Source organism: Leclercia barmai, from assembly GCF_049312895.1.
In the GTDB taxonomy this organism is placed as follows: Bacteria; Pseudomonadota; Gammaproteobacteria; order Enterobacterales; family Enterobacteriaceae; genus Enterobacter; species Enterobacter barmai.
The window spans coordinates 305,601-329,080 of the sequence record NZ_JBMNWZ010000003.1; the positions used below are offsets into that span (position 1 = coordinate 305,601).

Consider the following 23,480-nt stretch of genomic DNA (forward strand, 5'->3'; position numbering starts at 1 on the left):
ACTCACTCTTACCGTTGCACCTGCAACACTTCCTGCGACTCCTGATGCGCCGCCACCTCCTGCGGGGTTAACCACAGCGGTTTACGCCCGAAGGTTTCATACATCTTAAGCTGATCGCGATAGTGCTTATCCGGCGTACCGTCCGGAGCGATAAAACCGCTCTGCCCGGGGGCCATCACATCCCATGCCAGCACCGGCGCTTTTTGCGAGGTCGGCGAGAAGACAATCATGTCGTTCTCCGTACCGCGGTTCTGATACTCCGCCTGATGCACGGCCTCTTCCGGGGCCGCCTGGGGCACGCCAAAGAAGTTGTTCGCGCGGAAGGTCAGCGCCATCGCCGGGGTTTTCCACTGAGCGATGTCGTTGCCGTACTGCTTCGACAGCGTCTGCCAGGCCTCCTGCAGGGCGGCTAAAATCACCTCCTGCTGCGGCTTGCCGTTAAACAGATCCACCGTCTGCGGGATCGCGGACTTGTCCCCCTGCAATGCCTCGTACAGCAGCTTCGCCCCCACGCTGATGTTCAGCGAACCGGTCGGCCCGTCCTGGGTGGTTTCATACCCGCTGGCGCTGTACCACTTGTCGAACGGCTGCGGTACCGCCGCCGCGACGGTCTGCTTCAGCATGCTGGTCAGCCAGGCATTGAGGATCGCCGAGCCCGGCTGTTGCAGGGTTTTGCCGTCGTCATTGAGCAGGTTCTCCCCGTCCCAGTCGCTGAGCAATTTCACCATCTGCTGACGCGGATCCTCTCCCGGCAGTTGCGCAGTGGCATTTTGCAGGGAAGGTAAAAACAGCCGACGGGTCAGATCCTGACGGCTGGTTTGCTTAATCAGATCCCAGGCCTGTTCGTAAGTGAAGGTGGGTTGCTTATCGATACGCTGGCTGATCTCGGTGACGCGATCGGCACTGCCCCACAGGAAGGCAAACAGATCCGAGGCCGGATACCCCTGCTGGGGAGAGTTGTTCCAGTTGGCGATATAGCCCGATTTCGGGTTATAGACCTTTGGATTGAGATCGAACGACAGCAGCCCCTGCCAGTCCCACTTGCCGGTACCCGGCACCGGCAGGCGCGGATCGTGCCCCGGCTGGCGCTTCGGATAGGCCCCGCCATGGACATAGCCGATATTGCCGTCGATATCCGCGTAATACCAGTTGATGGTCAGCGCCTGCTTCGCCGCCTGCTGCGTCCACTCCTGCCAGTTTTTGGCCTTCATCTGATGGGTCCAGGCCAGCAGAGACGCCACCTCTTTACCCTCCCAGGCGCGGGCTTTGGCATAGGCCGTCTGGGTGGCGGTGTCGGTCTTGATCACGTTGCCGTGAAGGGTGCGGTAGACGGTAAAGGTCTCCGGCTGCCCGTCTTTGACCTTGATCGTCTCTTCCCGGCTGAGCATCTTCACCCACTCGCCGTTATGCAGGTAATAGCCGGGTTTATCGGCAGAGAGTTTTTCCGCAAAGATGTCGACATCATCGCCGAAACCGGCGGTCGATCCCCAGGAGATGGTGCCATTATGGCCAAACACCAGCCCCGGATAGGCGAACGGTGTATTACCCGTCACGTCATAGCCCGCGCCGTGTAAGCCGATGCCGTAGGTATAGGCTGGCGCATACCAGCCAAACTGCGGGCCATTGACCATGATCGCTTTGGCGTCCTGTGATTTGCTTTTGCCCAGCACCCACATGTTGCTGGTGGTGGGATACCCCGCCAGACCGTTAGCGCCGCCGTGAACGAACTGCGCCATGATAGTCTCGCGGTTTTGCGCCGAGGTCAGCGCCAGCAGCCCGCCATCATCCCCTTTCGCTGGCCGGTCCAGCATCGGCGGCGTTATGTCGTAGCGCGGCAGCAGCGCGGCGGTCTGGGTGGTGGTCAGATCGAATTTAACCGGATACTGACTCTCCTGCGGGGCGATGGTGGTGGGCGCCGCCGGGTTCACCAGCCATTTCAGCTGGTTAAAGACCGCCATCCCTTTCACGCCGTATTTATCTTTTAGCGCGGTGAGCAGAGCCAGATTGTCGATTTCGCTATTAGCGTCCGAAAAACGGTTCGCCATGGTGCCAACAAACACCATCGCCACGTCGAAGGCTTCCCAGCGTTTTGGCGCAAAGCCGAAGGTGGTGAACTGCTTTGGCAGCAGCTTGCCGGGATCGCGGTTGACCTGGTCTATCCAGGCGTTCATCCCGTCGGCATAGCCCTGCAGAATGGCTTTGTCATCGGCGTCCAGGGCATCAATCTGCGCGCGGATCGTCTCCGGCCAGAAGTTCTGGCGAATGTCCTTGTCGAATTTAACAAAGGTCTTGCCCAGCACTTCCGCTACCTGTCCCTGGGTGCTGCGTCGCGCCATCTCCATCTGGAACAGGCGATCCTGGGCGACGACATAGCCGTAACCATAGAACAGACGGTAGGTATCATCTGCGTAGATATGCGGCATGCCGTACTCATCGCGCACGATTTTGACTTCGGTTGAGGGGGTTTCAGCTCGCGCTGTCAGGGTCCATGTGCAGGCCAGGGATGCCACAATACAGTTCACGATCATACGGCTTCTGTTTATCATTGTATCCTCTTGCAGGTGTATGATTAGCGGTTTCATACTAGCAACAGGTCAATGCTTATCCAGAAACAGGGGATTGTTTCTCTGTGAATTGTGAGGGCGCTAGCTAATTAATGACACAGATATAATCTTATGTCACATTTATGCGAATCACTTTAAGGCGCGGGTTTATTCCCTCTCCCCTGTGGGGAGAGGGTCGGATAAATGCCTATCGGCGAATCACCACCAGCTTCTGGTTCACAAACTCTTTGATCCCCAGATCCGACAGCTCACGCCCGTAACCGGAACGCTTCACGCCGCCAAACGGCAGCTCTGCGGCGGTATCGGTGAGCCAGTTGATCCACACCATCCCGGTCTCGATTTTCGAGGCCATCTTTTTAGCGCGATCGGTGTCTTTACTGAAGATCGCGCCGCCCAGACCGTAGTGCGAGTCGTTGGCGAGTTTGACCGCCTCCTCGTCGTCTTTCACCACGTAGATCTGCGCCACCGGCCCGAAGAACTCTTCGAAATATGCCGGGTTATCGCGAGTGATGTTGGTCAGGATAGTCGGCTCAAAGAAGCTGCCCTCACCCTGCACCGGCTTGCCGCCGTAGTGCAGCGTCGCGCCATTTTTCACCGCCTCTTGTACCTGTCTGGTCAGGGTTTCCAGCGCGTCTTTTGAGGAGAGCGGGCCAAGCGTGGTGCTCTCATCCAGCGGATCGCCGATCTTCACCTGCTTAAAGGCCTCGGTGTATTTAGTCAGGAACTGCTCCGCGATTTTCTCGTGCAGAATAAAGCGTTTAGCCGCGGTACAGACCTGCCCGGCGTTGGCAAGGCGCGCGTTGACGCCAATCTTCACCGCCTTCTCCAGGTCGGCATCGTCGAGCACTACAAAGACGTCGTTACCGCCCAGTTCGAGTGTCGATTTTTTGATGTGCTTCGCCGCCTGAGCCGCCACCACGCTACCGGCCTTTTCAGACCCGGTTAGCGCCGCGCCCTGCACGCGGTCGTCCGCGATGATCTTCGCTACCTGATCTGAAGAGATAAACAGGTTGGTCCAGGCTCCGTCCGGGGCACCGGCTTCACGCACAAGGTGGGCGAAGGCTTCGGCACAGTGCGGCACGATGCTGGCATGTTTGGCGATCACCGGGTTACCCGCTGCCAGGTTCGGGGCCAGCACGCGCATCAGCTGGTAATAGGGGAAGTTCCACGGCTCCACGGCCATCACCACGCCGATGGGGTGATGCTCAACCCACGCCTCGCCGAGCTCCGACGGGTATTTCACCGGGGCGAGATGCTGCTTCGCGTTATCCGCATAATAACGAGCGATCTGCGCGCAGAGTTTTACCTCGCCGCGGCTCTGGGCAATGAGTTTCCCCATCTCCACGCTGGCGATTTTTGCCAGCTCTTCGCTGCGGGAATCAATCAGATCCGCCAGCTTGTGCAGCACCGCCAGGCGCTTGTCGATACTGCCTTTTGACCAGTCGGAATGGTAGAGCGCATCAGCCGTTTTCAGCGCCGCTTCGACGTCAGCATCAGTATGAGAAGGATATTCTTTGATGAGTTTGTTGTTGGCAGGATTCACTGTCTGATAGGCCATTGTTGCCTCCTTTTTTACCGCTTGGGGTATTAAGGGTAGTCAAAATAGCTGGGTATGAAGGTAAAGTTGGGTATAAAAGCACGCATATCGCTGAAACAATTCCATTATCAGATTTCTCCGCCACTGCCTTCATCCTGGTCAACGAACCCCTGCTGCATTAAGGTGAATGACAGGGATAATTAATTGCTCCTGTACATAAAACATCGTCAGATTGCTGAAAGAATAAATACGGCCTGAGAGCTTAACGTTAACGGTATTACCGTAACCGCTAATTTCCGCATGGCAATTATCTGCTACCAGGAAAGGCTCACTATCCCTGATTTTCTCTATCGTTTGATTTTTATTATCCAGATAATAACGACATACATCAGAAACTGTCGCCCCACCGCCATCGTATTGCGTAACGTAAAGCGTTACGTTTTCTGAAATATCCTTTGTCATCATTAAACGATCATCGCTTCGGTTGTTCATGAAATATTCATAGGATAAATATACTCCCACGATAATAATCAGCAGAATTGTGGTGAAGCGATGGAGCCATTTAATAGCCGTGTTGACGCGCATAATCAATTCCTTGTTTTATCCAAAACTGATCGCGTGGATCGTCTCCATAAGGGAATTTACCATACCATGCGCCCCATTGCGGGCGCGATGTTTTAGCCCTGGACTGAGCGAAACCAGCCCCCATGTAGAGCGTTTGTTCCGGTATGCCCGCAGCAAATCCAGCAGCACCATAATTGAAATTACCAAAAGGAGCCAATTTTCTATCTTGTTGTTTGTAATCCCAAGGGCCGTGATTTCTGACTTTTTGATAAAACCAGTAGTACGTTTGCGGCAAAGCCATATTCCTCGACATTCCATTCACACGTGCCTCACGCATATTTTTATGGATAAGCTCTCTACCCTCTTTTGGCAATAATGGGATAACTGCCATATATTCACTCCTTTGATATTTTTTATTTATAATTCCATTGTGTAGATACTTCCTCTTATTTACCCGCAAAACTATACCACTATTTTATTAAATAATGACCACCTCTTAATTTCCTTTAAATATACAGCCGGTTAGCGTAGCACCACCGGGGAAAAACGCCTGATGGCGCTACGCTTATCAGGCCTACGGGTCCTGTAGCCCCGGTAAGCGCAGCGCCACCGGGGTAAAATTCCACCGAGGTTAATTCTTGTTTTGATCGCACAGCATGCTATAACCCCCATACCCCTCCAACCGGTAGCCGCCATGACCCATACCCGCCACGTCAATCAGACCTTTATCCGCCAGCCCGGCTTGGAGTTGCGCAGTACCTGGCAGAGCACCCAGGCCTATAAGCGTCACAGCCATGCGCAGCTTTCCATTGGCGCGATCCTTGAGGGGCAAACCTGCTGCACCTGCAACGGCGAGCCGTTCACCCTCTACCCGGGCGATCTGATTGTCATTCCGGCGCATATGGCCCACAGCTGTAACCCCGTTGAGGGACAGCCCCGCAGCTACCACATGCTTTATCTCGATACCGATATTGAGCCCGCCATGCAGGTGATCCGCAGCGAGGCGCTGTTCCGCCAGTATCTGGCGGTGGTTGACACCCTCTCCCCCGAGGCGATCGCTACTCTGCTCTCGGGGCTTTCAGAAAACAGCGCCCCGCCTGACCCTCTTCGTCCCTCGAGCCTTGCCCTGCTCCAGACGTTACGCCACAGCCTGCAGGCACCGCCCTCACTGGATGTTCTGGCCCGGCGCTTTTCACTGCGCAAAGAGACACTTATCAGAACCTTTAAGCAGGATACCGGCCTGACGCCCGGCACTTTCCTGGCCATCTCCCGAGTCGAGTTCGCCAAAGCGCGTCTGCGCGCCGGGGATAACATCGCCGACGTCAGCTACCAGAGCGGCTTTGCCGATCAGAGCCATTTCCATAAAACCTTTGTCAGCTACGCTGCCGCCACGCCGCGCCAGTACGCCACCGGGCGATCAATATCCGACAATAATTAGCGCCCGCCCCTCTGTAGCCTGACCTCAGTTTTGCTGATGAGGTCACTATGGAACTGCTCACCACTCTCTTTCCACCCGCTTTTCTGGCCCTTGCGCTGGCGCATTTCGTCGCCCTGCTCAGCCCAGGCCCGGACTTCTTTTTGCTGATGGGATTTGCCGCCCGCCACCGTCTGCGCGGCAGCGCCGGGCTGTGCGTGGGGATCGCCCTGGGCAACGGGCTCTACATCCTGCTGGTGATACTCGGCTGGAGCGCGCTGCGCCAGTTCACCCTGCTTTTTAACGTCATTGAGCTACTGGGAGCCCTGTATCTGCTGTGGATCGGCTGGCATCTGATCCACAGCCGCGCCCGCACCCTGGCGCTGGATAATGCGCAAACGGAGCGTCCAGGCTTACGCAGGCAGCTCCTGCTTGGCCTCGGATCAGCGGTATTAAATCCGAAAAATGCGCTCTTTTATCTGGCGCTGATGACCGCCCTGCTGGGCCCGAACGTTACCCTGCTCCAGCAGTCGGTCAGCGGCATCTGGATGGTGACGGTGGTGCTGGTGTGGGATCTGGCGGTGGTTTCCGTTATCGCCTTGCCTGCCATTCGGCGGCGGCTGAGCAACCATATCTGGAAGATGGAGCGCGCGGCGGGAGGGGTGCTGATCGCGTTTGGCGGCTGGATCCTGTGGCAATTTTTTTACCTTCTTGCCGCTTCCCTCTATCCTTAACCCTATGGAAAAACTCGCTGAACTCAAACGCGCCAAGCTCCTGGCGCTGTCGCTGCTGCTGATTGCCGCCGCGACTTTTATCGTAACCCTGTTCCTGCCCCAGACCTTCTGGGTGCGCGGGGTGAAGGCCATTGCCGAAGCGGCGATGGTCGGCGCGCTGGCGGACTGGTTTGCCGTGGTAGCCCTGTTTCGCCGGGTGCCGATCCCCTTTATCTCGAAACATACGGCAATTATCCCGCGCAATAAGGACCGGATTGGCGACAATCTCGGCCAGTTCGTGCAGGAGAAATTTCTCGATACCCAGTCGCTGGTCGCGCTTATCCGCAAGCACGAACCGGCGCTGCTCATCGGCAACTGGTTCAGCCAACCGGATAATGCCCAGCGCGTCGGGCTGCATATCATGCAGGTGATGAGCGGGTTCCTGGAACTGACCGACGACGGGCGCATCCAGCGCATGCTGAAACGGGCGGTGCATAAGGCGCTGGATAAGGTCGATTTCAGCGAAACCAGCGCCGCAATGCTGGAGAGCATGACCAAAAACAACCGTCACCAGGTGCTGCTGGACGCGGTGATTAACCGCATGATCACCCTCCTGCAGCGCGACAGCACCCGCGATTTAATCGCTGCGCAGATCGTTCACTGGCTGAAGACCGAGCACCCGCGCAAGGCGATGATTTTACCCACCGAATGGTTGGGGGATCAGAGCGCCGAGCTGGTGTCGAATGCGGTGAACGCCATTCTGGATGACGTCAGCCACGACCGCACCCATCAGATCCGCCAGGCCTTTGACCGCGCGGTGATTAAGCTGGTCGATAACCTGAAAAACGACCCGGAAACCGCGGCCAAAGCCGAGAACATCAAAACCTATCTGAAGAACGACGAGGCCTTTAACCGCTATCTGGGCGAGATGTGGGCCGACCTGCGCCAGTGGCTGAAGGCCGATATGCAGCGCGACGACTCCCGCGTGAAGCAGCGCCTCGCCAACGCCGGGCTGTGGTTCGGTGAAACCCTGGTGGCGGACACCAACCTGCGCGCTTCGCTGAACGAACATCTGGAGCAGGCCGCGCACCGCGTGGCCCCGGATTTTGCCCGCTTCCTCACCCGCCACATCAGCGACACGGTTAAAGGCTGGGATGCCAAAGATATGTCCCGCCAGATTGAACTGAACATCGGCAAGGACCTGCAGTTTATCCGCGTCAACGGCACCCTGGTGGGCGGCACCATCGGGCTGATTTTGTTCCTGCTGTCAACTATCCCGGCGTTTCTCCACTGAGTCCTGAGGCGGGTTAATCACGTAGCGCGTCGGCGCGAAACAGTTGAGAAAAAGATGCATCAGGAACACCATCGTCAGGGTCGCCACCAGCGCCACCGTTACCGAAACGATGCGGTAGAGATCGCTGAACACCAGGTCGCCGTCCGGGTGCATGTTCTGGCCGAACATAATCCCGATGGTGGTAATGCTGGCAAAACCGACCCCGGCCCCCACCTTCTCCATGACGTGCAGGCGGGCGCCAAACGCCAGCCCGAGACCGATCAGCGGCATCATCAGCAGCATGTGGCTGCTGTGATCGTAGAGCACCATCTGCACCAGCAGAATATAGAGGCAGCCCAGCACCACCCCGACCACGCGCCACAGGGAGCTCATCACCGCGCCGCGATAGTGCATCGGGAAGAGGATCAGGATCCCCGCCATCAGCGCCGACAGCGAATCGCTGAGATCGCTTATCTGGAACACCACAAAAATCAGCGTCGCCACGCTGCCGGAGAGCAGCGATTCGTGGCGCACCCGGGCGGCGTCTTTCTCCAGCCGCGGTGGCGGCGTGCGCGGCTCAACGTCCGGCAACAGATAGTGCATCAGCGCGCTTAAGCATACCGCCATCACGCTGGCTTCAAGGTTGGAAAACAGCAGCGTGTGCCAGTTGGTGGTGGGATAGCTCATAAAGTTGAGCATAGTGCTCTGACACACCACCCCCATCGAGCCAAAGAGGAACAGCGGCCCCTGGCTCATAAAGCGAAAGCGCATTACGTAGAGCCCAAACACCACCAGGGTCATAATCACTGGCCACTGCGCCAGATAACCGATGATAAGCACCATTTCGACGCAGTTCAGCGCCGAGCTAAACACAAACTGTTTTGCCACGTGGCGGTTGAAGACCGGCACCAGCGACAGGAGCATGATCGGGTAGATCACGAAAAAGACGCCGTAGCTGGTGTTGTAGAAGCTCGACACGCTGAGCGCGATCATCCCGGCAAAGACGATGCGCAGCGTCTGGCGAAAGTCGTTGGCGCTGTAGACGATGTTGCCGTGCGGGGTAAAAACCCGCGCCAGAGTGTTAATAGACATAATGCAGCAGGCTGACGAGGTGGATCTGCATGCCGGAGAAGAAGCGGGCAAACGGGCCTTCGCTGTTATAGAGCTGCACGGTGGCGCGCGCCCCGGTCGGCAGATGCTTCGGCAGCGGCTCGTCCAGCGCCACGTGAATGCGCATGCGCTGCGCGTCACGCACCCAGCGGTTGGAGGTCTCCGGCTCTGACAGCTGGCCGTTCACCGCTTCCTGCCCGGCGAGAATACCGGCGTCGCTGCTGGTGACGTGGGCGCGGAAAACGTGGCCCGGGAAGGCGTCAAACACCACCGCAGCGTCGGTGCCCTGGCGGGTATGGCGCAGGCTCTTTTCACGGAAATCGGCGACGATATCGCTCTGGTTGTTCACCAGCGCCAGCGCCGCCGTGCCGGAGGTGGCGTAGAAGCCGGGGCTCAGCTGCACGTTGCTGACCGTCCCGTCCGCCTCGGCGTAGATCCTGGTCCAGCCCAGATTCAGCTCGGCCTCTTCCAGCGCGTTGCGGTATTTTTGCAGCGTCACGTTACGCTTTTCATCGCGCTCGCCGCGCTCAATGCGCAGCTGATGGATGTTGGCTTCCAGATTCGCCACGGCCTGCTCGCTGCCCTGCCAGGTGGTGCGGACTTTATCCAGATCCGCCTGCGAGACGTTCTGCAACGTGCTGAGTTTCTGATAGCGATCGAAGGTGACCTTGTCGTTGCGGGCGGTGAGCTGGGCGGTTTTCAGGTTCGCCTGGGCCGCGACGATTTGCGCGTCTAGCTGCTGGTTGGCGAGGCGGGCCTGCTCCAGCGCGATCTGCGCCGCATCCACCTTATTACGGAACGGAGTCGGATCGAGTTCAAACAGCAGATCGCCCTTCTTCACCTGGCTGTTATTGTGCACGTGTACCGCCGCCACATAGCCGGAGACGCGGGCGGACACCGGCGTGACCACGCGCATCACCGTGGAGTCCGGCGTCAGCGGGATCCAGATATCGGCGATAATGAAATAGACAAACATCAGCAGGAAAGAGGCAATACTTACCCTTACCCAGCGGGCAAACTTTTGTTCAGGGGTCATGATTAGTTGGTCTTGTTATCTTCTTCGCGGATAGTCCGCAGATTGCAGGCGATTTGATTAAGTGTGGCGCTGAAAATCTCGAGATGGTCCGGGGCGATATTCTGCGATACCCGCTCCTGGAACGTCTCGATAACCTGCGTCAGGGTTTTCAGCACCGCGTTACCCTCGGGTGTGAGGGTCAGCAGCCGGATACGCTTGTCATAAGGCGATGTGGTGCGCAGCAGGTAGCCCTGCTTTTCCAGCTGTGAAAGGGTGCGCATCAGCGGCGGCAGTTCGATACCCTGCACCTCCGCCAGTTCGCTCACCGAGACGTTATCCCCCAGTTGCTTAAGCTGCATCATCACCGTCCAGCTCGACTGGGTTAACCCGGTATCGAGAATGGCATCGTCAATGACCGCGCGCCACTGACGCACAATCATTGCCATCCGCATGCCCATCGGCCTGCGGCAGAACAGATCTTCTTCACGCATGGGGGATCCTCGCTTCACACGCTGAGAAGATAATAGTTATCAGGGTAAGTATCAAGAAACGAGGATGTTAAGAGCAGGAATTGCGAAACGGTCAGGCTAGTTGATCACTTTATGCAGGGTGCTATGAAACGCCTTTTGCTCCTGGGAAAACAGGAGAAACTCGGAAGCCGACAGATATTGCTCAACGGCATTCCACGCCACCACCTCGGTATAAAGTTCGGTGAGCAGGGTCATAAGCGTGTGGGTTTTATTTTCCCAGACTTCATGGGTGAAGGGCTGGTTCTTATTTTTATCACTCAGCCATATAAGATTTAATTTAATATCCTTAAGGGTTTTTCGCAGAGTGGCCGGCAGATCGTTACTGCCAAGGCGGGAAATATAGTTTTCTGACAGTGCAGCAAGGCTATCCGGCGTACATGGCTTGCCCGAGTGTGAAATAACGCACTGGAATAACACGCTTTCTGCGTAATTTTTTAATTTTGACATGGTTTATAGCGTTCCCTGTTAATACATTCCATTATGCCAACAGCTCAATATTACGGCGGCTGTTGTGAGCGTTAACTTTTCATAAATATTGAGACCTGGCAATCGCAATAATATTAAATGTTGATATAAGACAATTCTAATTAAAAACACATAAGCAATAAGAATGAATTGAGTTTAAAGCATAGATGACCTGTATTATTTATCGTGCGGCCAGGCATGCTGCCGAAAATAATGCGTAATTGAAAAATCCCTCTTTAAGCGGTATAGTCAAATGTACGGAAGAAATCCGTACAAGAAAAAACGTGGAGTAAAAATGTCAGCACTGAAAAAACAGCGCATCGACCTCAGGTTAACGGATGAAGACAAGGATCTGATCGAAGAAGCTGCGGCGATGACTAACCAGACGATCACCCAGTTTATGGTTAACAGTGCCTCGGAACGTGCTGCAGAAGTCATTGAGCAGCACCGCCGTCTGATCCTCAATGAAAATTCGTGGAACAGAGTGATGGATGCACTCGACAACCCGCCAGAGCCGAACGACAGGCTGAAACGCGCAGCAAAACGTCTGCAAAACATGGAGTAAGGCGTGGCTAATCTGACGATAAGGATGTTTTCACATGAGACGCAATATGATTTAACCGAATTCGACTGCGGGGAAAGTACCCTGAACCGTTTTCTGTTTGATCACCTTGCGCGCCAACACGGCGGGCGCCTGCTGCGTGCTTACCTGCTCATCACCGACGATCCCGTGCCAAAAGTGCTGGGCTACTATACGTTGTCCGGCAGTTGTTTTGAGAAAGAGAGCCTGCCCTCGAAAACCCAACAGCGCAAAGTACCCTACGTCAATGTTCCCAGCGTCACGTTAGGGCGTCTCGCCATCCATCAGGATTTACAGGGCCAGGGCTGGGGAATGACGCTGGTGACCCATGCCATGAAAGTGGTGCACCTAGCCTCACAGGCTGTTGGCATTCATGGCATGTTTGTGGATGCGCTCAACGACAGGGCGAAAGATTTTTACCTGAAGCTCGGCTTTGTTGCTTTAACAGGCAGCAACGTTAATTCCCTTTTTTACCCGACAAAATCAATCGAGAAACTGTTTGCAGGGTAAGCGGTAATTCGCCGGGTGGCGCGACGCTTACCCGGCCTACGGCCACATGTAGGCCCGGCAAGCTTGCGCCGCCGGGCAATGTTTCAGCGGCCAAAGTGCTTATCAATGGCCCGTCGTCCTGACGCGGTTATTGTCACCTCGCGAAAGCCTGCTACTCGCTGGATCCAGCCTTGGGTTTCAAGATGAATCAGCAGCGCTGCGCCCGCCTCGCCGCCAAGATGAAAGCGGCGCTCGCTCCAGTCCAGGCAGGCGGAGCAGGCTTTACGCCGGGGGTTAGCCTTTAGCACAATCCCCATTGCCAGAAACGCCTCGCGACCTTTCACGGTGAGGGCTGAACCGTCCCCCATCAGCCAGCTATCCGCCTGCATAAAATCATAGATTTGCACGGCGACCGTGCCCGCCAGATGGTCGTAGCAGGTGCGCGCGAGACGCATCGACTCTGGCGCTGTTGTCTGCGGCGGCGTGATGCGCGCCCAGGACAGGCCCATCATCTGCTCCACCAGCTCCGCCACGTCGTGCCCCGCCAGGCGATAGTAGCGATGCCGACCCTGAGAAAGACAGGTTATCAGTCTGCCGTCCACCAGCCGGGCGAGATGTCCGCTGGCGGTTGAGGGGGCCACATCCGCCACGGCGCTGAGCTCTGTCGCGGTCCACGCCCGCCCGTCCATCAGCGCACAGAGCATTTTGACCCGCGACGGATCGGCCATCGCCGCCGCGACAGCAGCAACGGCCAGCTCCAGCGCGGCACTGTTATCAGGAGGTAAACTCGTCTTTAGCATGGGCTGCCCACGGCTCGGTGATCTCTGCGGCCAGCTTATCATTATCCGTCAGCAGAATAAGGTGATTCGCATGATCGCTGTACTGCGTCAGGATGGACACCCCCTGCGCTGCCAGCGCGGCGGCGATCTCGCCCAGTTCGCCAGGGCGCTCCTGCTTCAGCTTACGAATCAGCGGTTTTTGCACCATTTGCACGTTAAAACCGGCATCAACAAGCACGCGCCGGGCTTTTTCGCCCTCTGCCACCAGAAAGTGCGCATCCACGCCAAACACGCCGCCGCCCTCAAGCCCAACGCCGTTGCACCCCAGAAGCTGCCCAAAACGCGCCAGTTCGCCGGGAGTATCGTTGAATATCACATGAACGTCATACATCGGCGTGCCCTCCGGTTTCAGAGCTGTATTCCCTCACCACCTCCGCCACGCGGATGCGGTAGTGGGTAAAGATCGATGCCCGTCCTTCGGCCTGCGCCGCCTGATGAAATACGTTCTGCTTCCAGCGGCAGATCGCCTCCTCGTCCCGCCACCATGAGAGGGAGAGGATTTTGCCGTCAGTGGTCAGGCTCTGAAAACGTTCGATATCGATAAAACCGTCGATATCCGCCAGGAGTGGCTTTAGCTCGGCGGCCAGTTGCAGGTAGCGCGCCTGGTGCGCGGGGGCTGCTTTGGCTTCAAACAGGACTGCAATCATGATGTTCTCTCCATTGTGAGGTTAAGGAGAGAGTGCAGGAGTGAGCAGGAGAATGCTTCGGTGAAAAGCGAAATGTGGCATTTCTGCGCCGGGGATGCCGGGTGGCGCTGCGCTTACCCGGCCTACGGGCCACATGTAGGCCCGGCAAGCTTGTGCCGCCGGGCGTTTTTTAGCCGAGGACTGACTTCGGTTCCAGAAATGCGCTGATGCCCCATGCGCCCATCTCGCGCCCCACGCCGGAGTGCTTAAATCCGCCAAACGGCGCTTTGGGCTCGTGGGCGAGGGTGTTGACCAGCACGCGCCCCGCGTGGATCTGCTGCGCTACCCGACGGGCGCGCTCCGCGTCGCCGCCCAGCACCATCGCGCTCAGGCCGTATTCTGTATCGTTGGCAATGGCGATGGCCTCTGCCTCATCGCGATACGCGATCACGCACAGCACCGGGCCAAAAATCTCTTCCCGGGCGATGGCCATCTGGTTGTGCACGTCGGTAAACAGCGTCGGGCGGACAAACCAGCCGTCACGTGTGCCCTCCGGCCGCCCCTCCCCGCCCGCCAGCAGACGCGCCCCTTCCGCCAGCCCTTTCTGAATGTATCCCTGCACCCGCAGCCACTGTTTCTCGCTCACCATCGGGCCGACCTCGGTGGCCGCATCGCGCGGATCCCCCGACTGCACCGCCGCGATGGCCCGGGCCAGCGCCTGCTCGATTTCAGCCTTACGCGACTGCGGCACCAGAATGCGCGTTCCGGCCACGCACGCCTGGCCGCTGTTCATCAGCCCGGCCTGCACCGCCAGCGGAATGGCCTGCGATAAATCGGCATCATCCAGCACGACCGTCGGCGATTTACCGCCTAACTCCAGCGTGACGCGGGTAAAGTTCTCCGCCGCGTTGCGCAGGATCGCTTTGCCGGTCTGGGTCGAGCCGGTAAACGAGATTTTTGCCACATCCGGGTGACGGCTTATCGTCTCCCCCACCGTGTCGCCGCGCCCGGTGACGATGTTAAACACCCCCGGCGGCAGATCTGCCGCGTGCAGCGCCTCGGTCACAATCTGCGTCTGCAGGGCGCTCATCTCGCTGGGTTTGATCACCGCAGTGCAGCCTGCGGCCAGCGCCGCCGCCAGTTTGCCGCAGATAAAGCCCGCATCGCTGTTCCAGGGAGTAATCAGCCCGGCCACGCCGAGCGGGGTCATCTCGACCTTTGCAGCACCGGCCGTAAGGGTAAACTCAAACGCCTCCAGCGCCTCAATGGCCTGGGCAATCACCTCCGCCGGATAGCTCGCCATCCACGCCGAGCGCGACGCGGGCGCGCCATACTCTTCAATCACCGCCTCCAGCAGATCGTCGTGGCGGGCGGCCACGGCAGCATGCATCCGTTGCAGGGCGGCGATGCGCTCCTGCTTTGTGGTTTTTGCCCATGCCGGAAACGCCGCGTTTGCTGCGGCAATGGCGCGTTCGGCATCCACCGCGTCGGCCAGACGTACCTGCCCGATAACCCGTGCCGTCGCCGGGTTAAACAGATCGAAGCGCTCGCTGCCGTGTGGGGTGACAAATTCACCGTTGATATAAATCTGTTCGATGTGATGCATAACGACCTCCTCAGACTGGATGGAGAGAGTCTGGCACGCCTTCTCCGTTACGATAATCCACGCTATGCTGCAAAGGTTGTTTCGATTTTCAGGATAATCTATGCACCGTTCAGGACTGACAGAGCTGGAAGTGGTGATGGCCGTCGTGCGTCGCGGCAGTTTTCGCGCCGCCGCACAGGAGCTGGGGATGTCGGCCACCGCCGCGAGTAACGCCGTTGCCGGGCTGGAAAGCCGTCTGCAAACCCGCCTCTTTCACCGCACCACCCGCAGCGTGGCGCTCACCGAGGCGGGGCAGCGCTTTGTGGCCCGCGTAGGCCCTGCGTTGCAGGAGATCCGCCAGGCAAGCAGTGAGATCCACAGCGATGCCGACGAACCTGCCGGTACCCTGCGTCTGAACGTGCCGAATAACGTGGGAACCCTGTTTCTGGACGAGCTGCTGATCGACTACATGATCCGCTACCCGAAAATGCGCGTCGAAACGGTGAGCGAGGCGCGGATGATCGATATCGTGGCGGAAGGCTACGACGCGGGGGTGCGCCTGGCGGAGTCGGTGCCGCAGGACATGATCGCCATCAGGCTTACCCCGGATATCCGCCAGCTCGTCACCGCCACGCCGGACTATTTTGCCCGTCATGGCACGCCAGAAACCCCGGACGATCTGCTGCAGCATCAGGGGATCGGCATGCGCATGGCGCACGGGGGGATCTATCGCTGGGAGCTGGAGCGGCGCGGGGAGCAGATTGCCCTGGCGGTGCCGCCGCGTTTTGCCACCTCGGATCTGTTTGCCTCGATCCGGGCGGTAAAGGCCGGGCTGGGGGTGGGATTTTTACCGGAACTCTATATACAGCAGGAGCTGAAAAGCGGAGAGCTGGTGAGCGTGCTGGAGGAGTGGACGCAGCCCTTTGCCGGACTGCGGCTCTATTACCCCGGCCATCGCCACGTCCCGCCGGGTTTGCAGGCGCTGGTGGCAATGATCCGCGAGCGCGGTCTTACTCGAGGTTAGCCTTGTTCAGGCCGTAGGCGGCATCCAGCGAGCCCGGTTCCATGCGGGAGGTGATGCCTAAGCGGTTCCAGGCGTTGATCGCCACGATGGCGAAGTTCAGCTCTGAAATCTCCACTTCCGAATAATGTTCCGCCACGCTGCGGTAGAGCACGTCGCTGACCCCGTGCGGGCCGATCTGCGTCAGCGCTTCGGTGAAGGCCAGCGCCGCTTTTTCACGGGCGCTGAACAGCGGCGACTCGCGCCATGCGGCCAGATGGTACAGGCGCAGCTCCCGCTCGCCGGCAATTTTGGCCTCTTTCGAGTGCATATCCAGACAGAAGGTGCAGCCGTTGAGCTGGGAGACGCGGATGTCGATCAAGTGCTTCAGCGCCGGGTCGATGGAGGTCTGGCCCACCGCCATGCTCAGGTCGGACAGGGCTTTAGCGAGGGCTGGTGTGGCTTTATGGTGGTTAACGCGAGTGCTCATTGTCTTACCTCTTTTTGTGCGGGATGGGTCATGCGATGGGGTAAATTTACGCCGTTCATGACATAGTAAAAAGATACAAAAAGCGCGAAACGAGGTAGGACATGAAGCCGGGCTATCACCAGATCTACACCCGCTATCGGGACAACATCACCCGCGGCGTACTCAAGCCTGGCGACAAGGTGCCTGCCATTCGCGTGCTGGCCGAAGAGCTGAAGGTGGCGCGCAAAACGGTTGAAACCGCCTATGCCATTCTGATCGGCGAGGGCTATCTGGTAAGCCAGGGGGCGCGCGGCACCCGGGTGAACCCGGACTTAAACCTGCCGGTCGCGGCCCCCGTGTCAGACGATCCCGTCACCGGCACGCTTCCGGAATCGCTGGTCAGCCAGCGGGAACGCGCAGGCTTTTTGCGCCCCGGCATCCCGGCGCTGGACAGCTTTCCGTACAAGAAATGGCTGCTGCTGGCGGGGCAGGCGGTGCGGGCCATGCGCCAGGAGGAGATGCTCAACCCGCCGGTGATGGGCTGGGCTCCCCTGCGCCAGGCCATCGCCAGTTACCTGAACATTTCCCGCGGGCTCGCCTGCACGCCGGATCAGGTGCTGATCACCAGCGGCTACAGCGGCAGCCTGCGCCTGATCCTCGACACTCTCGCCAGCCGTAACGACAAGGTGGTATTTGAAGATCCGGGCTATTTTATGGGCCAGCAGCTGCTCCGGCGCATCGTGCCGCGTCTGCATACGGTGCCGGTAGATCGCGCCGGGATGGACACGGAGTACCTGCTGCGCCAGCACGCCGACGCCCGGTTTGCCATCGTCACGCCGTCGCACCAGAGCCCGCTGGCGGTCACCCTCTCATTGCCGCGCAGACAGCAACTGCTCGACTGGGCCACCCGCAACGAGGCGTGGATCGTTGAAGATGACTATGACGGCGAGTTTCACTACACCCGCAAGGTGCTGCCGTCACTGAAAAGCCTCGATCGTCAGGATCGGGTGATCTACATGGGCACCTTCAGCAAAACCGTGATGCCGTCCCTGCGCCTGGGTTATGTGGTGATGCCCGCCAGCACGGTGTCGGCCTTTAACGACTGCGCCGATCTGCTCGCCAGCGGCCAGCCGGTGCTGACGCAAAAAATCCTCACCGCCTTTATCAACGAGGGTCATTTCTTCCGCCACCTGAAAAAGATGCGCGCCCTCTACCAGCAGCGTCGCGACTGGATGATTGCCGCCCTGCACGAGGTCTACGGGGATCGCTTCTTCACCGAGCAGAACGACGGTGGGATGCACATCGTGGCGTTCTTAACCAACGGCAGCTGCGACCTGGAGATCGCCCGCTGCTGGCAACAGCAGCAGCTACAGGTGAATGCCCTGTCGGCGTGGTACAGCGGGTCGGGCAAGCGCTACGGGCTGGTGATGGGGTATAACAACGTGCGGTCGTATCAGGAGGCAATCGCCCTGCTGGAACGGCCGAAGCAGCAGACGCTTGAACTGTTGCGCTGAAACGCGCCGGGTGGCGGCTACGCCTTACCCGGCCTACGAAACCCCAGGCCGCACGATCCGTAGGCCCGGTAAGCGTAGCGCCACCGGGCGATACCCCCGCAAGTTACAAATCATGTCGCGACAGTCCGATATCCTTCAGATGCTCATCGCTTAACTGGCTCAAAATCTTGCGCGTGCGGTTGATGCGATACCAGCGGGCAAAAATTCTTCCCGTCAGGATAAAGATCGCAAAAGGACGTCTGGCACGATTTTCATTGAATTCCATGATGTTCTCCTCAGGTTGTCTGAGGGGTTATCATCACGGATAAGGCACCCTGCAATACAGATTCAAAAATTACTTTTTTTTAACATACAGATCGTCTAAAACAAGAACTGCATGGCGATTTTTATCGCCATCTGTACTGGTTTTATTTTCTGTATGGTGACAATGAGGGATACAGCATGACGCGCTACCAACATCTGGCCGATCTTCTGGCGGAACGCATTGAGCAGGGGCTATATCGCAGCGGAGAGCGTTTACCCTCGGTGCGTGCGCTAAGCCAGGAGCACGGCGTCAGCATCAGCACCATACAGCAGGCCTATCAGATCCTCGAAAACTTACAGCTGATCACCCCCCAGCCGCGCTCGGGCTATTTTGTTGCGCCGCGTAAGGCCCAGCCGCCGGTGCCGGCGATGTCGCGCCCGGTGCAGCGTCCGGTGGAGGTGACCCAGTGGGATGAAGTGCTGACCCTGATGGAGGGGCGCACCAAAACCGACATCACGGCCTTTGGCGGCGGCCAGCCGGACCTGACCCAGCCGAGCCTGAAGCCCCTGTGGAAAGAGCTGAGCCGTTTGGCGCAGCACAGCGTCAAAGAGATCTTAAGCTACGACGAGCTCGCCGGGCGACGTGAGCTGCGCGAGCAGATCGCCCGCCTGATGCTGGACGCCGGATCGGTGGTCACCGCCGACGATCTGATCATCACCAGCGGCTGTCACAGCGCCCTCTCCCTGGCGTTGCTGACGATCTGTAAGCCCGGCGACATCGTGGCGCTGGAATCGCCGTCGTTCTACGGCACCATGCAGATGCTGCGGGGTCTGGGGATCAAGGCGATCGAGATCCCCACCGATCCGGTGACCGGGATCAGCGTGGAAGCGCTGGAGCTGGCCCTGGAGCAGTGGCCGATCAAAGGGGTGATTGTGGTGCCCAACTGCAATAACCCGCTCGGGTTTATCATGCCCGAAGCCCGCAAGCGTCAGCTGCTGGCGCTGGCCCAGCGCCACGATATCGTGATCTTTGAAGACGATATTTACGGCGAGCTGGCATTTGAATATCCGCGTCCCTGCAGCATCCACTCGCTGGACATCGATGGCCGGGTGCTGCTGTGCAACTCCTTTACCAAAACCGTCGCCCCCGGACTGCGGGTGGGGTGGATCGCCCCGGGCCGCTATCACGACCGGATCATGCACATGAAGTATGCCGCCAGCGGCACCAACGTGCCCGTCAGCCAGCTGGCGCTGGCCGCCTTTATCCGGGAAGGGTATTACCATCGCCACGTGCGGCGGATGCGCCAGATCTACCAGCAGAATATTGATACCTACACCTGCTGGGTGCGGCAGTTTTTCCCCTGCGGGATCTGCGTGACGCGCCCGATGGGGGGTTACATGCTGTGGGTGGAGCTGCCTGAACATGTGGACATGGTTTGCGTTTCGCGGGAGTTAACCCGGTTTAACATTCAGATCGCCGCCGGATCGCTCTTTTCGGCTTCCGGCAAATACCGGAACTGTTTGCGGATTAACTGTGCCTTGCCGCCCAAAGAGAAGCATCGCGCGGCGGTGGAGCAGATGGGAGAAGCGGTGAATATTGCGATGGCAGGTTAGTGCGGCCTGTTCCCCTCACCCTGACCCTCTCCCCAAAGGGGAGAGGGAAAAAACCGTAGGCCCGGTAAGCGCAGCGCCACCGGGCAGTTTTACATCAGAACTTCCACGACACGCTGCCGACAATGCTGCGCTCGGCACCAAAGTAGCAGTAGGAGAGCGAGTTACAGGCCGCGACGTAGTTTTCGTCCGTCAGGTTGTTGACGTTCAGCTGCGCGCTTACCCCGTTCAGCCCCACCTTCGACAGGTCATAGCCCACCGCCAGATCCACCAGCGTGTAGGACGGCAGCGTATGGGTGTTCATGCGATCGCTGGTCACGCCATTAACGTAACGCACGCCGGAGCCCACCGTCAGGCCATCGAGCGGCCCGGTTTTGACGTCATAGCTGAGCCAGCCGCTGGCCATATTGCGCGGGGCATAGACCGCACGCTTGCCCTCTTCCTCCGGGCTGCTCTTCTTGTAGCGGATGTCGGTATAGGTATACGCCGCCTGCAGGCGCAGGCTGTCGGTCAGCTGCCCTACCGCTTCCAGCTCAACCCCTTCGGATTCGATCTCACCGATAGAGCGGTACGGATCGGTCGGCTCCTCTTTGGTAGCGATGTTTTTCTGGTTGATGCGGAACACCGAGGCGCTGAACTGGCTGTTCATCCCCTCCGGCTCAAACTTCACTCCCGCTTCCCACTGCTTGCCTTTCATCGGATCCAGCAGATCGCCGTTGGCATCGGCAAAGCTGGTCGGGGTGAAGGCGGTGGAGTAGCTGATGTACGGCGCGATCCCGTTATCAAACAGATAGAGCAACGCCGCACGGCTGCTGAAGTTGTTCTTGTCCAGATCGCTGCGGGTATCGTTCAGCTTGTCGATATTCGACACGCTCACCTGGTCGTAGCGACCGCCCAGGGTCAGACGCCACTTATCCAGCGAGAGCTGATCCTGCAGGTAGTAGCCGGTCTGACGCAGCTTGTGCTTCTCCTGGCTGTACATGGTGATGTAGTCCGGCTTCGCGCCGTACACCGGGTGGAAGGCGTCGATCGGCGGGAAGCCTCCGTAGTAGCCGGTAGTGTTGTTGCTGCGATCCTGATAATCGAGGCCAATCAGCACCCGGTGGTTCACCGCCCAGGTGTCAAAGCTGCCGTCGACCTGGTTGTCGATGGTGATGGCATCCATCTTCTCGTCAGAGCCGGAGTAACCGCGGTTGAGCTCGGTGTCGTTCAGCCAGCCTGCGGCATACACCTGATTCAGCTCCACTTTGGTGTGCAGATAGCGCAGCTTCTGGCGCACTGACCAGCCGCTGTCAAACATGTGCTCTATGTTGTAGCCGACCATCTCCTCGCGACGATCGTACTTGTCGTAGTCGTCCTCGCCCTCAAAGAAGGTGTTGGAGATCATCTTCCCGTTATGCGGCACCACGGTGCCGTCGTACGGCAGGCCGGAGTGGCTGCCGCCCTCGGGATCGCGGTGCAGATAGGCCATCAGATCCAGACGGGTGTTATCGGTGATGCGCCAGGTCAGGCTTGGCATCAGAGCGTAACGCTCCTCTTTCAGCGGATCAAACTGAGAGTCGGCGTAGCGGGTCATGCCGCTCAGACGGGCCGCCACGCGGTCGTTGTCATCCAGCGCGCCGGTGACGTCAAACATCGCCCCGCGCTGATCGTTATTCCCGGCGAACAGCTTGATCTCACCGCCCGGATCGAACGAGGGTTTGCGCGAGGTGAGCGCCACGATCCCGCCCGGCGACGAGCGGCCATACAGCACCGAGGCCGGGCCGCGCACCACTTCGATATTTTCCAGGAACCAGGGATCAACCACCAGCGAGCTGTGGGAGTTGGTGTCGCCCATCATCTTCAGGCCGTCGAGGTAGACGTTGTCCAGGCTGCCGTCGGAGAAGCCGCGCAGCACGATGTAGTCAAAGCGGTTCGAGGCACCAATCTGGTTGCTGTAGACGCCCGGCGTGTAGCTCACCGCCTGGCGAACGCTGGTCGCGCCCTGCTCTTCAAACTGCTCGCGGGTCACAATCGACACCGCCTGCGGGGTCTCGATATCCGGCGTCTCCAGCTTGGTCGCGCCGCTCTGCATCTGCGAGGTCACCACAACGGTTTCCGTTTTCGGCGTATCCTGCGCCATCAGGGGAAGCGCGACGCTCCCGGTTACCCATCCCACCAGCAGTGCCAGCCGCGATTTAGCGAACATGAAAATCTCCAGAGCTATTTCTAATTATTAATGAGAATTATTACCTTTTTCATTTAGAAGATAGCTATGCGCGCTGCCAGAGAACGTATGCGCAATGCCAAACCGCACGAATGGCGTTGGCGATTAGAGAAAAGCGGATTAGCAGCCGTTGCGGACCGCGCCCGGGCAGATGCCGTAGCGACGGCGAAACGCGGTGGCAAAGTTGGTGGCATGCTGATAGCCGGACATCCAGGCCGCCTGCTGCACGCTGTGGCCCTCCAGCAGATAGCGGCGCGCCAGCCCAAGGCGGCAGTCGCGCAGGTAGTCGAACACCGTACAGCCGTAGGCCTGGCGGAACTTGCTGCGCAGGCTGCTGGGGCTCATCGCCGCCCGGGCCGCCAGCTGGGCGAGGCTGTACTCCTGCTCCGGGGCATTCTCCAGCAGGTGGCGGATCTGCTCCAGCCGGGCATGCTCCCCGCCGGACGCGCTTACCCGCGCCGCACCCTCTTGCTCGCGCAGGTGCAGGCCGTGGCCCAGCAGCTGATACATCACCCCTTCCAGCAGCAGCTGGCGCGACAGGCTGCTCCGCTCCCGCTGGCGGGCATGCTGGATCCCGGCCAGCACAAAGTCCGGCACCTGCCAGACAAAGGTCGGCGCGTTCAGCCTCTCCCACTGCTCAAGCAGCGAGGCGAGGAGCGTTTCCCGGCGGGCATCGTCGGGGTAAACACCAAAAGAGAGGGTTTTCAGGGCGATATCCGCATCATGACGGGCCGACATCGCCTGCTGTTCGCTCAGCCTGGCGCTGAAGGCCATGCCCGGACGAACCGCATAAACTTCGCCGCTGAGGGTCAGGGTCACGCAGCCTTCGAGCACTACCAGCACATACAGCGGGCTGCTGTGGCGGGAGGTAGTTTCATAGGGTTGCAGAACGCGCACATCGGAGTGGGTTAAGGAGATGCCGGACGGCAGGGTCATCTCTTCGACATCGCCGTGCAGAACCGGGCTGGTGCTGGCACAGGTATCCGTCAGCAGCGGAAAACGGTAGTCGATGCCGTAGCGCTCGCCGAAGACCTTAAAGTCAGCAACGGAAAAGGTCTTTTTCGTTGTGGGGGTCGTTTGAGGGAGCATTGTGTTGGACATACCTGCGCCTGGAGAAGCATATTAAAAATAAA

24 protein-coding genes are annotated in these 23,480 nt (G+C 58.7%); 8 read left to right on the forward strand and 16 right to left on the reverse strand.

The features are described from left to right. Positions 1-8: 8 nt before the first annotated feature. The 4 genes from ACOYA6_RS14115 to ACOYA6_RS14130 form a co-directional block, all read right to left on the reverse strand. A complete protein-coding gene (locus tag ACOYA6_RS14115) occupies positions 9-2,546 on the reverse strand; it encodes a penicillin G acylase (protein ID WP_422654874.1) in 2,538 nt (845 codons plus the stop codon). Between the two features lie 205 nt (positions 2,547-2,751). Then, positions 2,752-4,122 carry an NAD-dependent succinate-semialdehyde dehydrogenase gene (locus tag ACOYA6_RS14120; protein WP_422654875.1) on the reverse strand — a complete coding sequence of 457 codons (1,371 nt, stop codon included), beginning with the start codon at positions 4,120-4,122 and terminating at the stop codon, positions 2,752-2,754. A gap of 138 nt (positions 4,123-4,260) precedes the next feature. Continuing rightward, entirely contained in the window at positions 4,261-4,686 is a 426-nt protein-coding gene (locus tag ACOYA6_RS14125; protein ID WP_039030527.1) for a hypothetical protein, read from the reverse strand. Then, entirely contained in the window at positions 4,664-5,056 is a 393-nt protein-coding gene (locus ACOYA6_RS14130) for a polymorphic toxin type 44 domain-containing protein (protein ID WP_422654876.1), read from the reverse strand. The genes ACOYA6_RS14125 and ACOYA6_RS14130 overlap by 23 nt, the downstream gene beginning before the upstream one ends. A gap of 303 nt (positions 5,057-5,359) precedes the next feature. Here ACOYA6_RS14130 and ACOYA6_RS14135 point away from each other — a divergent pair, with 303 nt between their 5' ends. Genes ACOYA6_RS14135 through ACOYA6_RS14145 form a run of 3 tightly spaced genes read left to right on the forward strand, consistent with a single transcriptional unit; the run spans position 5,360 to position 8,086 of the window. Beyond that, positions 5,360-6,103: an AraC family transcriptional regulator gene (locus ACOYA6_RS14135; RefSeq protein ID WP_422654877.1), complete on the forward strand. Its 744-nt coding sequence runs from the start codon at positions 5,360-5,362 to the stop codon at positions 6,101-6,103. 47 nt (positions 6,104-6,150) lie between these two features. Continuing rightward, positions 6,151-6,813, forward strand: coding sequence for a LysE family translocator (locus ACOYA6_RS14140; protein ID WP_422654878.1), 663 nt, complete (start codon positions 6,151-6,153; stop codon positions 6,811-6,813). Positions 6,814-6,817: 4 nt separating this feature from the next. Next, positions 6,818-8,086: a DUF445 domain-containing protein gene (locus tag ACOYA6_RS14145; RefSeq protein WP_422654879.1), complete on the forward strand. Its 1,269-nt coding sequence runs from the start codon at positions 6,818-6,820 to the stop codon at positions 8,084-8,086. Here the strand turns inward: ACOYA6_RS14145 and ACOYA6_RS14150 are convergent. The 4 genes from ACOYA6_RS14150 to ACOYA6_RS14165 form a co-directional block, all read right to left on the reverse strand. Next, the gene (locus ACOYA6_RS14150) at positions 8,060-9,157 is read right to left on the reverse strand and encodes a DUF2955 domain-containing protein (protein WP_039030532.1); all 1,098 of its coding nucleotides are present in this window, start codon (positions 9,155-9,157) and stop codon (positions 8,060-8,062) included. The genes ACOYA6_RS14145 and ACOYA6_RS14150 overlap by 27 nt on opposite strands. Further along, a complete protein-coding gene (locus ACOYA6_RS14155; RefSeq protein WP_139564186.1) occupies positions 9,147-10,214 on the reverse strand; it encodes an HlyD family secretion protein in 1,068 nt (355 codons plus the stop codon). The genes ACOYA6_RS14150 and ACOYA6_RS14155 overlap by 11 nt, the downstream gene beginning before the upstream one ends. After that, complete coding sequence (locus tag ACOYA6_RS14160; protein ID WP_039030534.1) at positions 10,214-10,681, reverse strand: MarR family winged helix-turn-helix transcriptional regulator; 468 nt, start codon at positions 10,679-10,681, stop codon at positions 10,214-10,216. Before ACOYA6_RS14160 ends, ACOYA6_RS14155 begins: the two co-directional genes overlap by 1 nt. A 96-nt stretch (positions 10,682-10,777) precedes the next feature. After that, a complete protein-coding gene (locus ACOYA6_RS14165) occupies positions 10,778-11,167 on the reverse strand; it encodes a hypothetical protein (protein ID WP_139564185.1) in 390 nt (129 codons plus the stop codon). Positions 11,168-11,480: 313 nt separating this feature from the next. Between ACOYA6_RS14165 and ACOYA6_RS14170 the strand changes: the two genes are divergently transcribed. Further along, positions 11,481-11,750, forward strand: a complete 270-nt coding sequence (locus ACOYA6_RS14170) for a type II toxin-antitoxin system TacA family antitoxin (RefSeq protein WP_039030536.1) — start codon at positions 11,481-11,483, stop codon at positions 11,748-11,750. A gap of 3 nt (positions 11,751-11,753) precedes the next feature. Then, the gene (locus ACOYA6_RS14175) at positions 11,754-12,275 is read left to right on the forward strand and encodes a GNAT family N-acetyltransferase (RefSeq protein ID WP_039030537.1); all 522 of its coding nucleotides are present in this window, start codon (positions 11,754-11,756) and stop codon (positions 12,273-12,275) included. A gap of 83 nt (positions 12,276-12,358) precedes the next feature. On the opposite strand, the gene ACOYA6_RS14180 is transcribed toward ACOYA6_RS14175, so the two are convergent. From ACOYA6_RS14180 to ACOYA6_RS14195, 4 genes are all read right to left on the reverse strand, one after another. Next, positions 12,359-13,054, reverse strand: coding sequence for an ArsR/SmtB family transcription factor (locus ACOYA6_RS14180; RefSeq protein ID WP_139564183.1), 696 nt, complete (start codon positions 13,052-13,054; stop codon positions 12,359-12,361). Continuing rightward, positions 13,029-13,424, reverse strand: a complete 396-nt coding sequence (locus tag ACOYA6_RS14185; protein WP_138370181.1) for an amino acid-binding protein — start codon at positions 13,422-13,424, stop codon at positions 13,029-13,031. The genes ACOYA6_RS14180 and ACOYA6_RS14185 overlap by 26 nt, the downstream gene beginning before the upstream one ends. Continuing rightward, positions 13,417-13,740, reverse strand: a complete 324-nt coding sequence (locus ACOYA6_RS14190) for an antibiotic biosynthesis monooxygenase family protein (protein ID WP_138370180.1) — start codon at positions 13,738-13,740, stop codon at positions 13,417-13,419. The genes ACOYA6_RS14185 and ACOYA6_RS14190 overlap by 8 nt, the downstream gene beginning before the upstream one ends. A 169-nt stretch (positions 13,741-13,909) precedes the next feature. Continuing rightward, positions 13,910-15,325 (reverse strand): aldehyde dehydrogenase family protein, encoded by a 1,416-nt coding sequence (locus ACOYA6_RS14195; RefSeq protein ID WP_422654880.1) that lies wholly within the window; start codon positions 15,323-15,325, stop codon positions 13,910-13,912. 100 nt (positions 15,326-15,425) lie between these two features. On the opposite strand from ACOYA6_RS14195, the gene ACOYA6_RS14200 reads away from it, so the two are divergent. Further along, positions 15,426-16,328, forward strand: a complete 903-nt coding sequence (locus ACOYA6_RS14200) for a LysR family transcriptional regulator (protein WP_422654881.1) — start codon at positions 15,426-15,428, stop codon at positions 16,326-16,328. Here ACOYA6_RS14200 and ACOYA6_RS14205 read toward each other — a convergent pair. Continuing rightward, positions 16,315-16,794 (reverse strand): carboxymuconolactone decarboxylase family protein, encoded by a 480-nt coding sequence (locus ACOYA6_RS14205; RefSeq protein WP_039030543.1) that lies wholly within the window; start codon positions 16,792-16,794, stop codon positions 16,315-16,317. The genes ACOYA6_RS14200 and ACOYA6_RS14205 overlap by 14 nt on opposite strands. Positions 16,795-16,895: 101 nt before the next feature. Here ACOYA6_RS14205 and pdxR point away from each other — a divergent pair, with 101 nt between their 5' ends. Continuing rightward, a complete protein-coding gene (gene pdxR / locus ACOYA6_RS14210; RefSeq protein ID WP_422654882.1) occupies positions 16,896-18,287 on the forward strand; it encodes a MocR-like pyridoxine biosynthesis transcription factor PdxR in 1,392 nt (463 codons plus the stop codon). A gap of 103 nt (positions 18,288-18,390) precedes the next feature. Here the strand turns inward: pdxR and ACOYA6_RS14215 are convergent, their stop codons facing one another. Then, entirely contained in the window at positions 18,391-18,552 is a 162-nt protein-coding gene (locus tag ACOYA6_RS14215) for a DUF1127 domain-containing protein (protein WP_138370176.1), read from the reverse strand. A gap of 176 nt (positions 18,553-18,728) precedes the next feature. On the opposite strand from ACOYA6_RS14215, the gene ACOYA6_RS14220 reads away from it, so the two are divergent. Beyond that, positions 18,729-20,144: an aminotransferase-like domain-containing protein gene (locus tag ACOYA6_RS14220; protein ID WP_422654883.1), complete on the forward strand. Its 1,416-nt coding sequence runs from the start codon at positions 18,729-18,731 to the stop codon at positions 20,142-20,144. 94 nt (positions 20,145-20,238) lie between these two features. Here ACOYA6_RS14220 and foxA read toward each other — a convergent pair whose 3' ends face one another. Together foxA and ACOYA6_RS14230 are read right to left on the reverse strand one after the other, a co-directional pair. Beyond that, positions 20,239-22,347 (reverse strand): ferrioxamine B receptor FoxA, encoded by a 2,109-nt coding sequence (gene foxA, locus ACOYA6_RS14225; protein WP_422654975.1) that lies wholly within the window; start codon positions 22,345-22,347, stop codon positions 20,239-20,241. 120 nt (positions 22,348-22,467) lie between these two features. After that, complete coding sequence (locus ACOYA6_RS14230; protein WP_422654884.1) at positions 22,468-23,448, reverse strand: helix-turn-helix domain-containing protein; 981 nt, start codon at positions 23,446-23,448, stop codon at positions 22,468-22,470. Positions 23,449-23,480: the final 32 nt, after the last annotated feature.

Coding starts and splice junctions, on each gene's coding strand:
- ACOYA6_RS14115 (WP_422654874.1), bottom strand. CDS start 2,546: ATGATAAACAGAAGCCGTATGATCGTGAACTGTATTGTGGCATCCCTG.
- ACOYA6_RS14120 (WP_422654875.1), bottom strand. CDS start 4,122: ATGGCCTATCAGACAGTGAATCCTGCCAACAACAAACTCATCAAAGAA.
- ACOYA6_RS14125 (WP_039030527.1), bottom strand. CDS start 4,686: ATGCGCGTCAACACGGCTATTAAATGGCTCCATCGCTTCACCACAATT.
- ACOYA6_RS14130 (WP_422654876.1), bottom strand. CDS start 5,056: ATGGCAGTTATCCCATTATTGCCAAAAGAGGGTAGAGAGCTTATCCAT.
- ACOYA6_RS14135 (WP_422654877.1), top strand. CDS start 5,360: ATGACCCATACCCGCCACGTCAATCAGACCTTTATCCGCCAGCCCGGC.
- ACOYA6_RS14140 (WP_422654878.1), top strand. CDS start 6,151: ATGGAACTGCTCACCACTCTCTTTCCACCCGCTTTTCTGGCCCTTGCG.
- ACOYA6_RS14145 (WP_422654879.1), top strand. CDS start 6,818: ATGGAAAAACTCGCTGAACTCAAACGCGCCAAGCTCCTGGCGCTGTCG.
- ACOYA6_RS14150 (WP_039030532.1), bottom strand. CDS start 9,157: ATGTCTATTAACACTCTGGCGCGGGTTTTTACCCCGCACGGCAACATC.
- ACOYA6_RS14160 (WP_039030534.1), bottom strand. CDS start 10,681: ATGCGTGAAGAAGATCTGTTCTGCCGCAGGCCGATGGGCATGCGGATG.
- ACOYA6_RS14165 (WP_139564185.1), bottom strand. CDS start 11,167: ATGTCAAAATTAAAAAATTACGCAGAAAGCGTGTTATTCCAGTGCGTT.
- ACOYA6_RS14170 (WP_039030536.1), top strand. CDS start 11,481: ATGTCAGCACTGAAAAAACAGCGCATCGACCTCAGGTTAACGGATGAA.
- ACOYA6_RS14180 (WP_139564183.1), bottom strand. CDS start 13,054: ATGCTAAAGACGAGTTTACCTCCTGATAACAGTGCCGCGCTGGAGCTG.
- ACOYA6_RS14185 (WP_138370181.1), bottom strand. CDS start 13,424: ATGTATGACGTTCATGTGATATTCAACGATACTCCCGGCGAACTGGCG.
- ACOYA6_RS14190 (WP_138370180.1), bottom strand. CDS start 13,740: ATGATTGCAGTCCTGTTTGAAGCCAAAGCAGCCCCCGCGCACCAGGCG.
- ACOYA6_RS14195 (WP_422654880.1), bottom strand. CDS start 15,325: ATGCATCACATCGAACAGATTTATATCAACGGTGAATTTGTCACCCCA.
- ACOYA6_RS14200 (WP_422654881.1), top strand. CDS start 15,426: ATGCACCGTTCAGGACTGACAGAGCTGGAAGTGGTGATGGCCGTCGTG.
- ACOYA6_RS14205 (WP_039030543.1), bottom strand. CDS start 16,794: ATGAGCACTCGCGTTAACCACCATAAAGCCACACCAGCCCTCGCTAAA.
- pdxR (WP_422654882.1), top strand. CDS start 16,896: ATGAAGCCGGGCTATCACCAGATCTACACCCGCTATCGGGACAACATC.
- ACOYA6_RS14215 (WP_138370176.1), bottom strand. CDS start 18,552: ATGGAATTCAATGAAAATCGTGCCAGACGTCCTTTTGCGATCTTTATC.
- ACOYA6_RS14220 (WP_422654883.1), top strand. CDS start 18,729: ATGACGCGCTACCAACATCTGGCCGATCTTCTGGCGGAACGCATTGAG.
- ACOYA6_RS14230 (WP_422654884.1), bottom strand. CDS start 23,448: ATGTCCAACACAATGCTCCCTCAAACGACCCCCACAACGAAAAAGACC.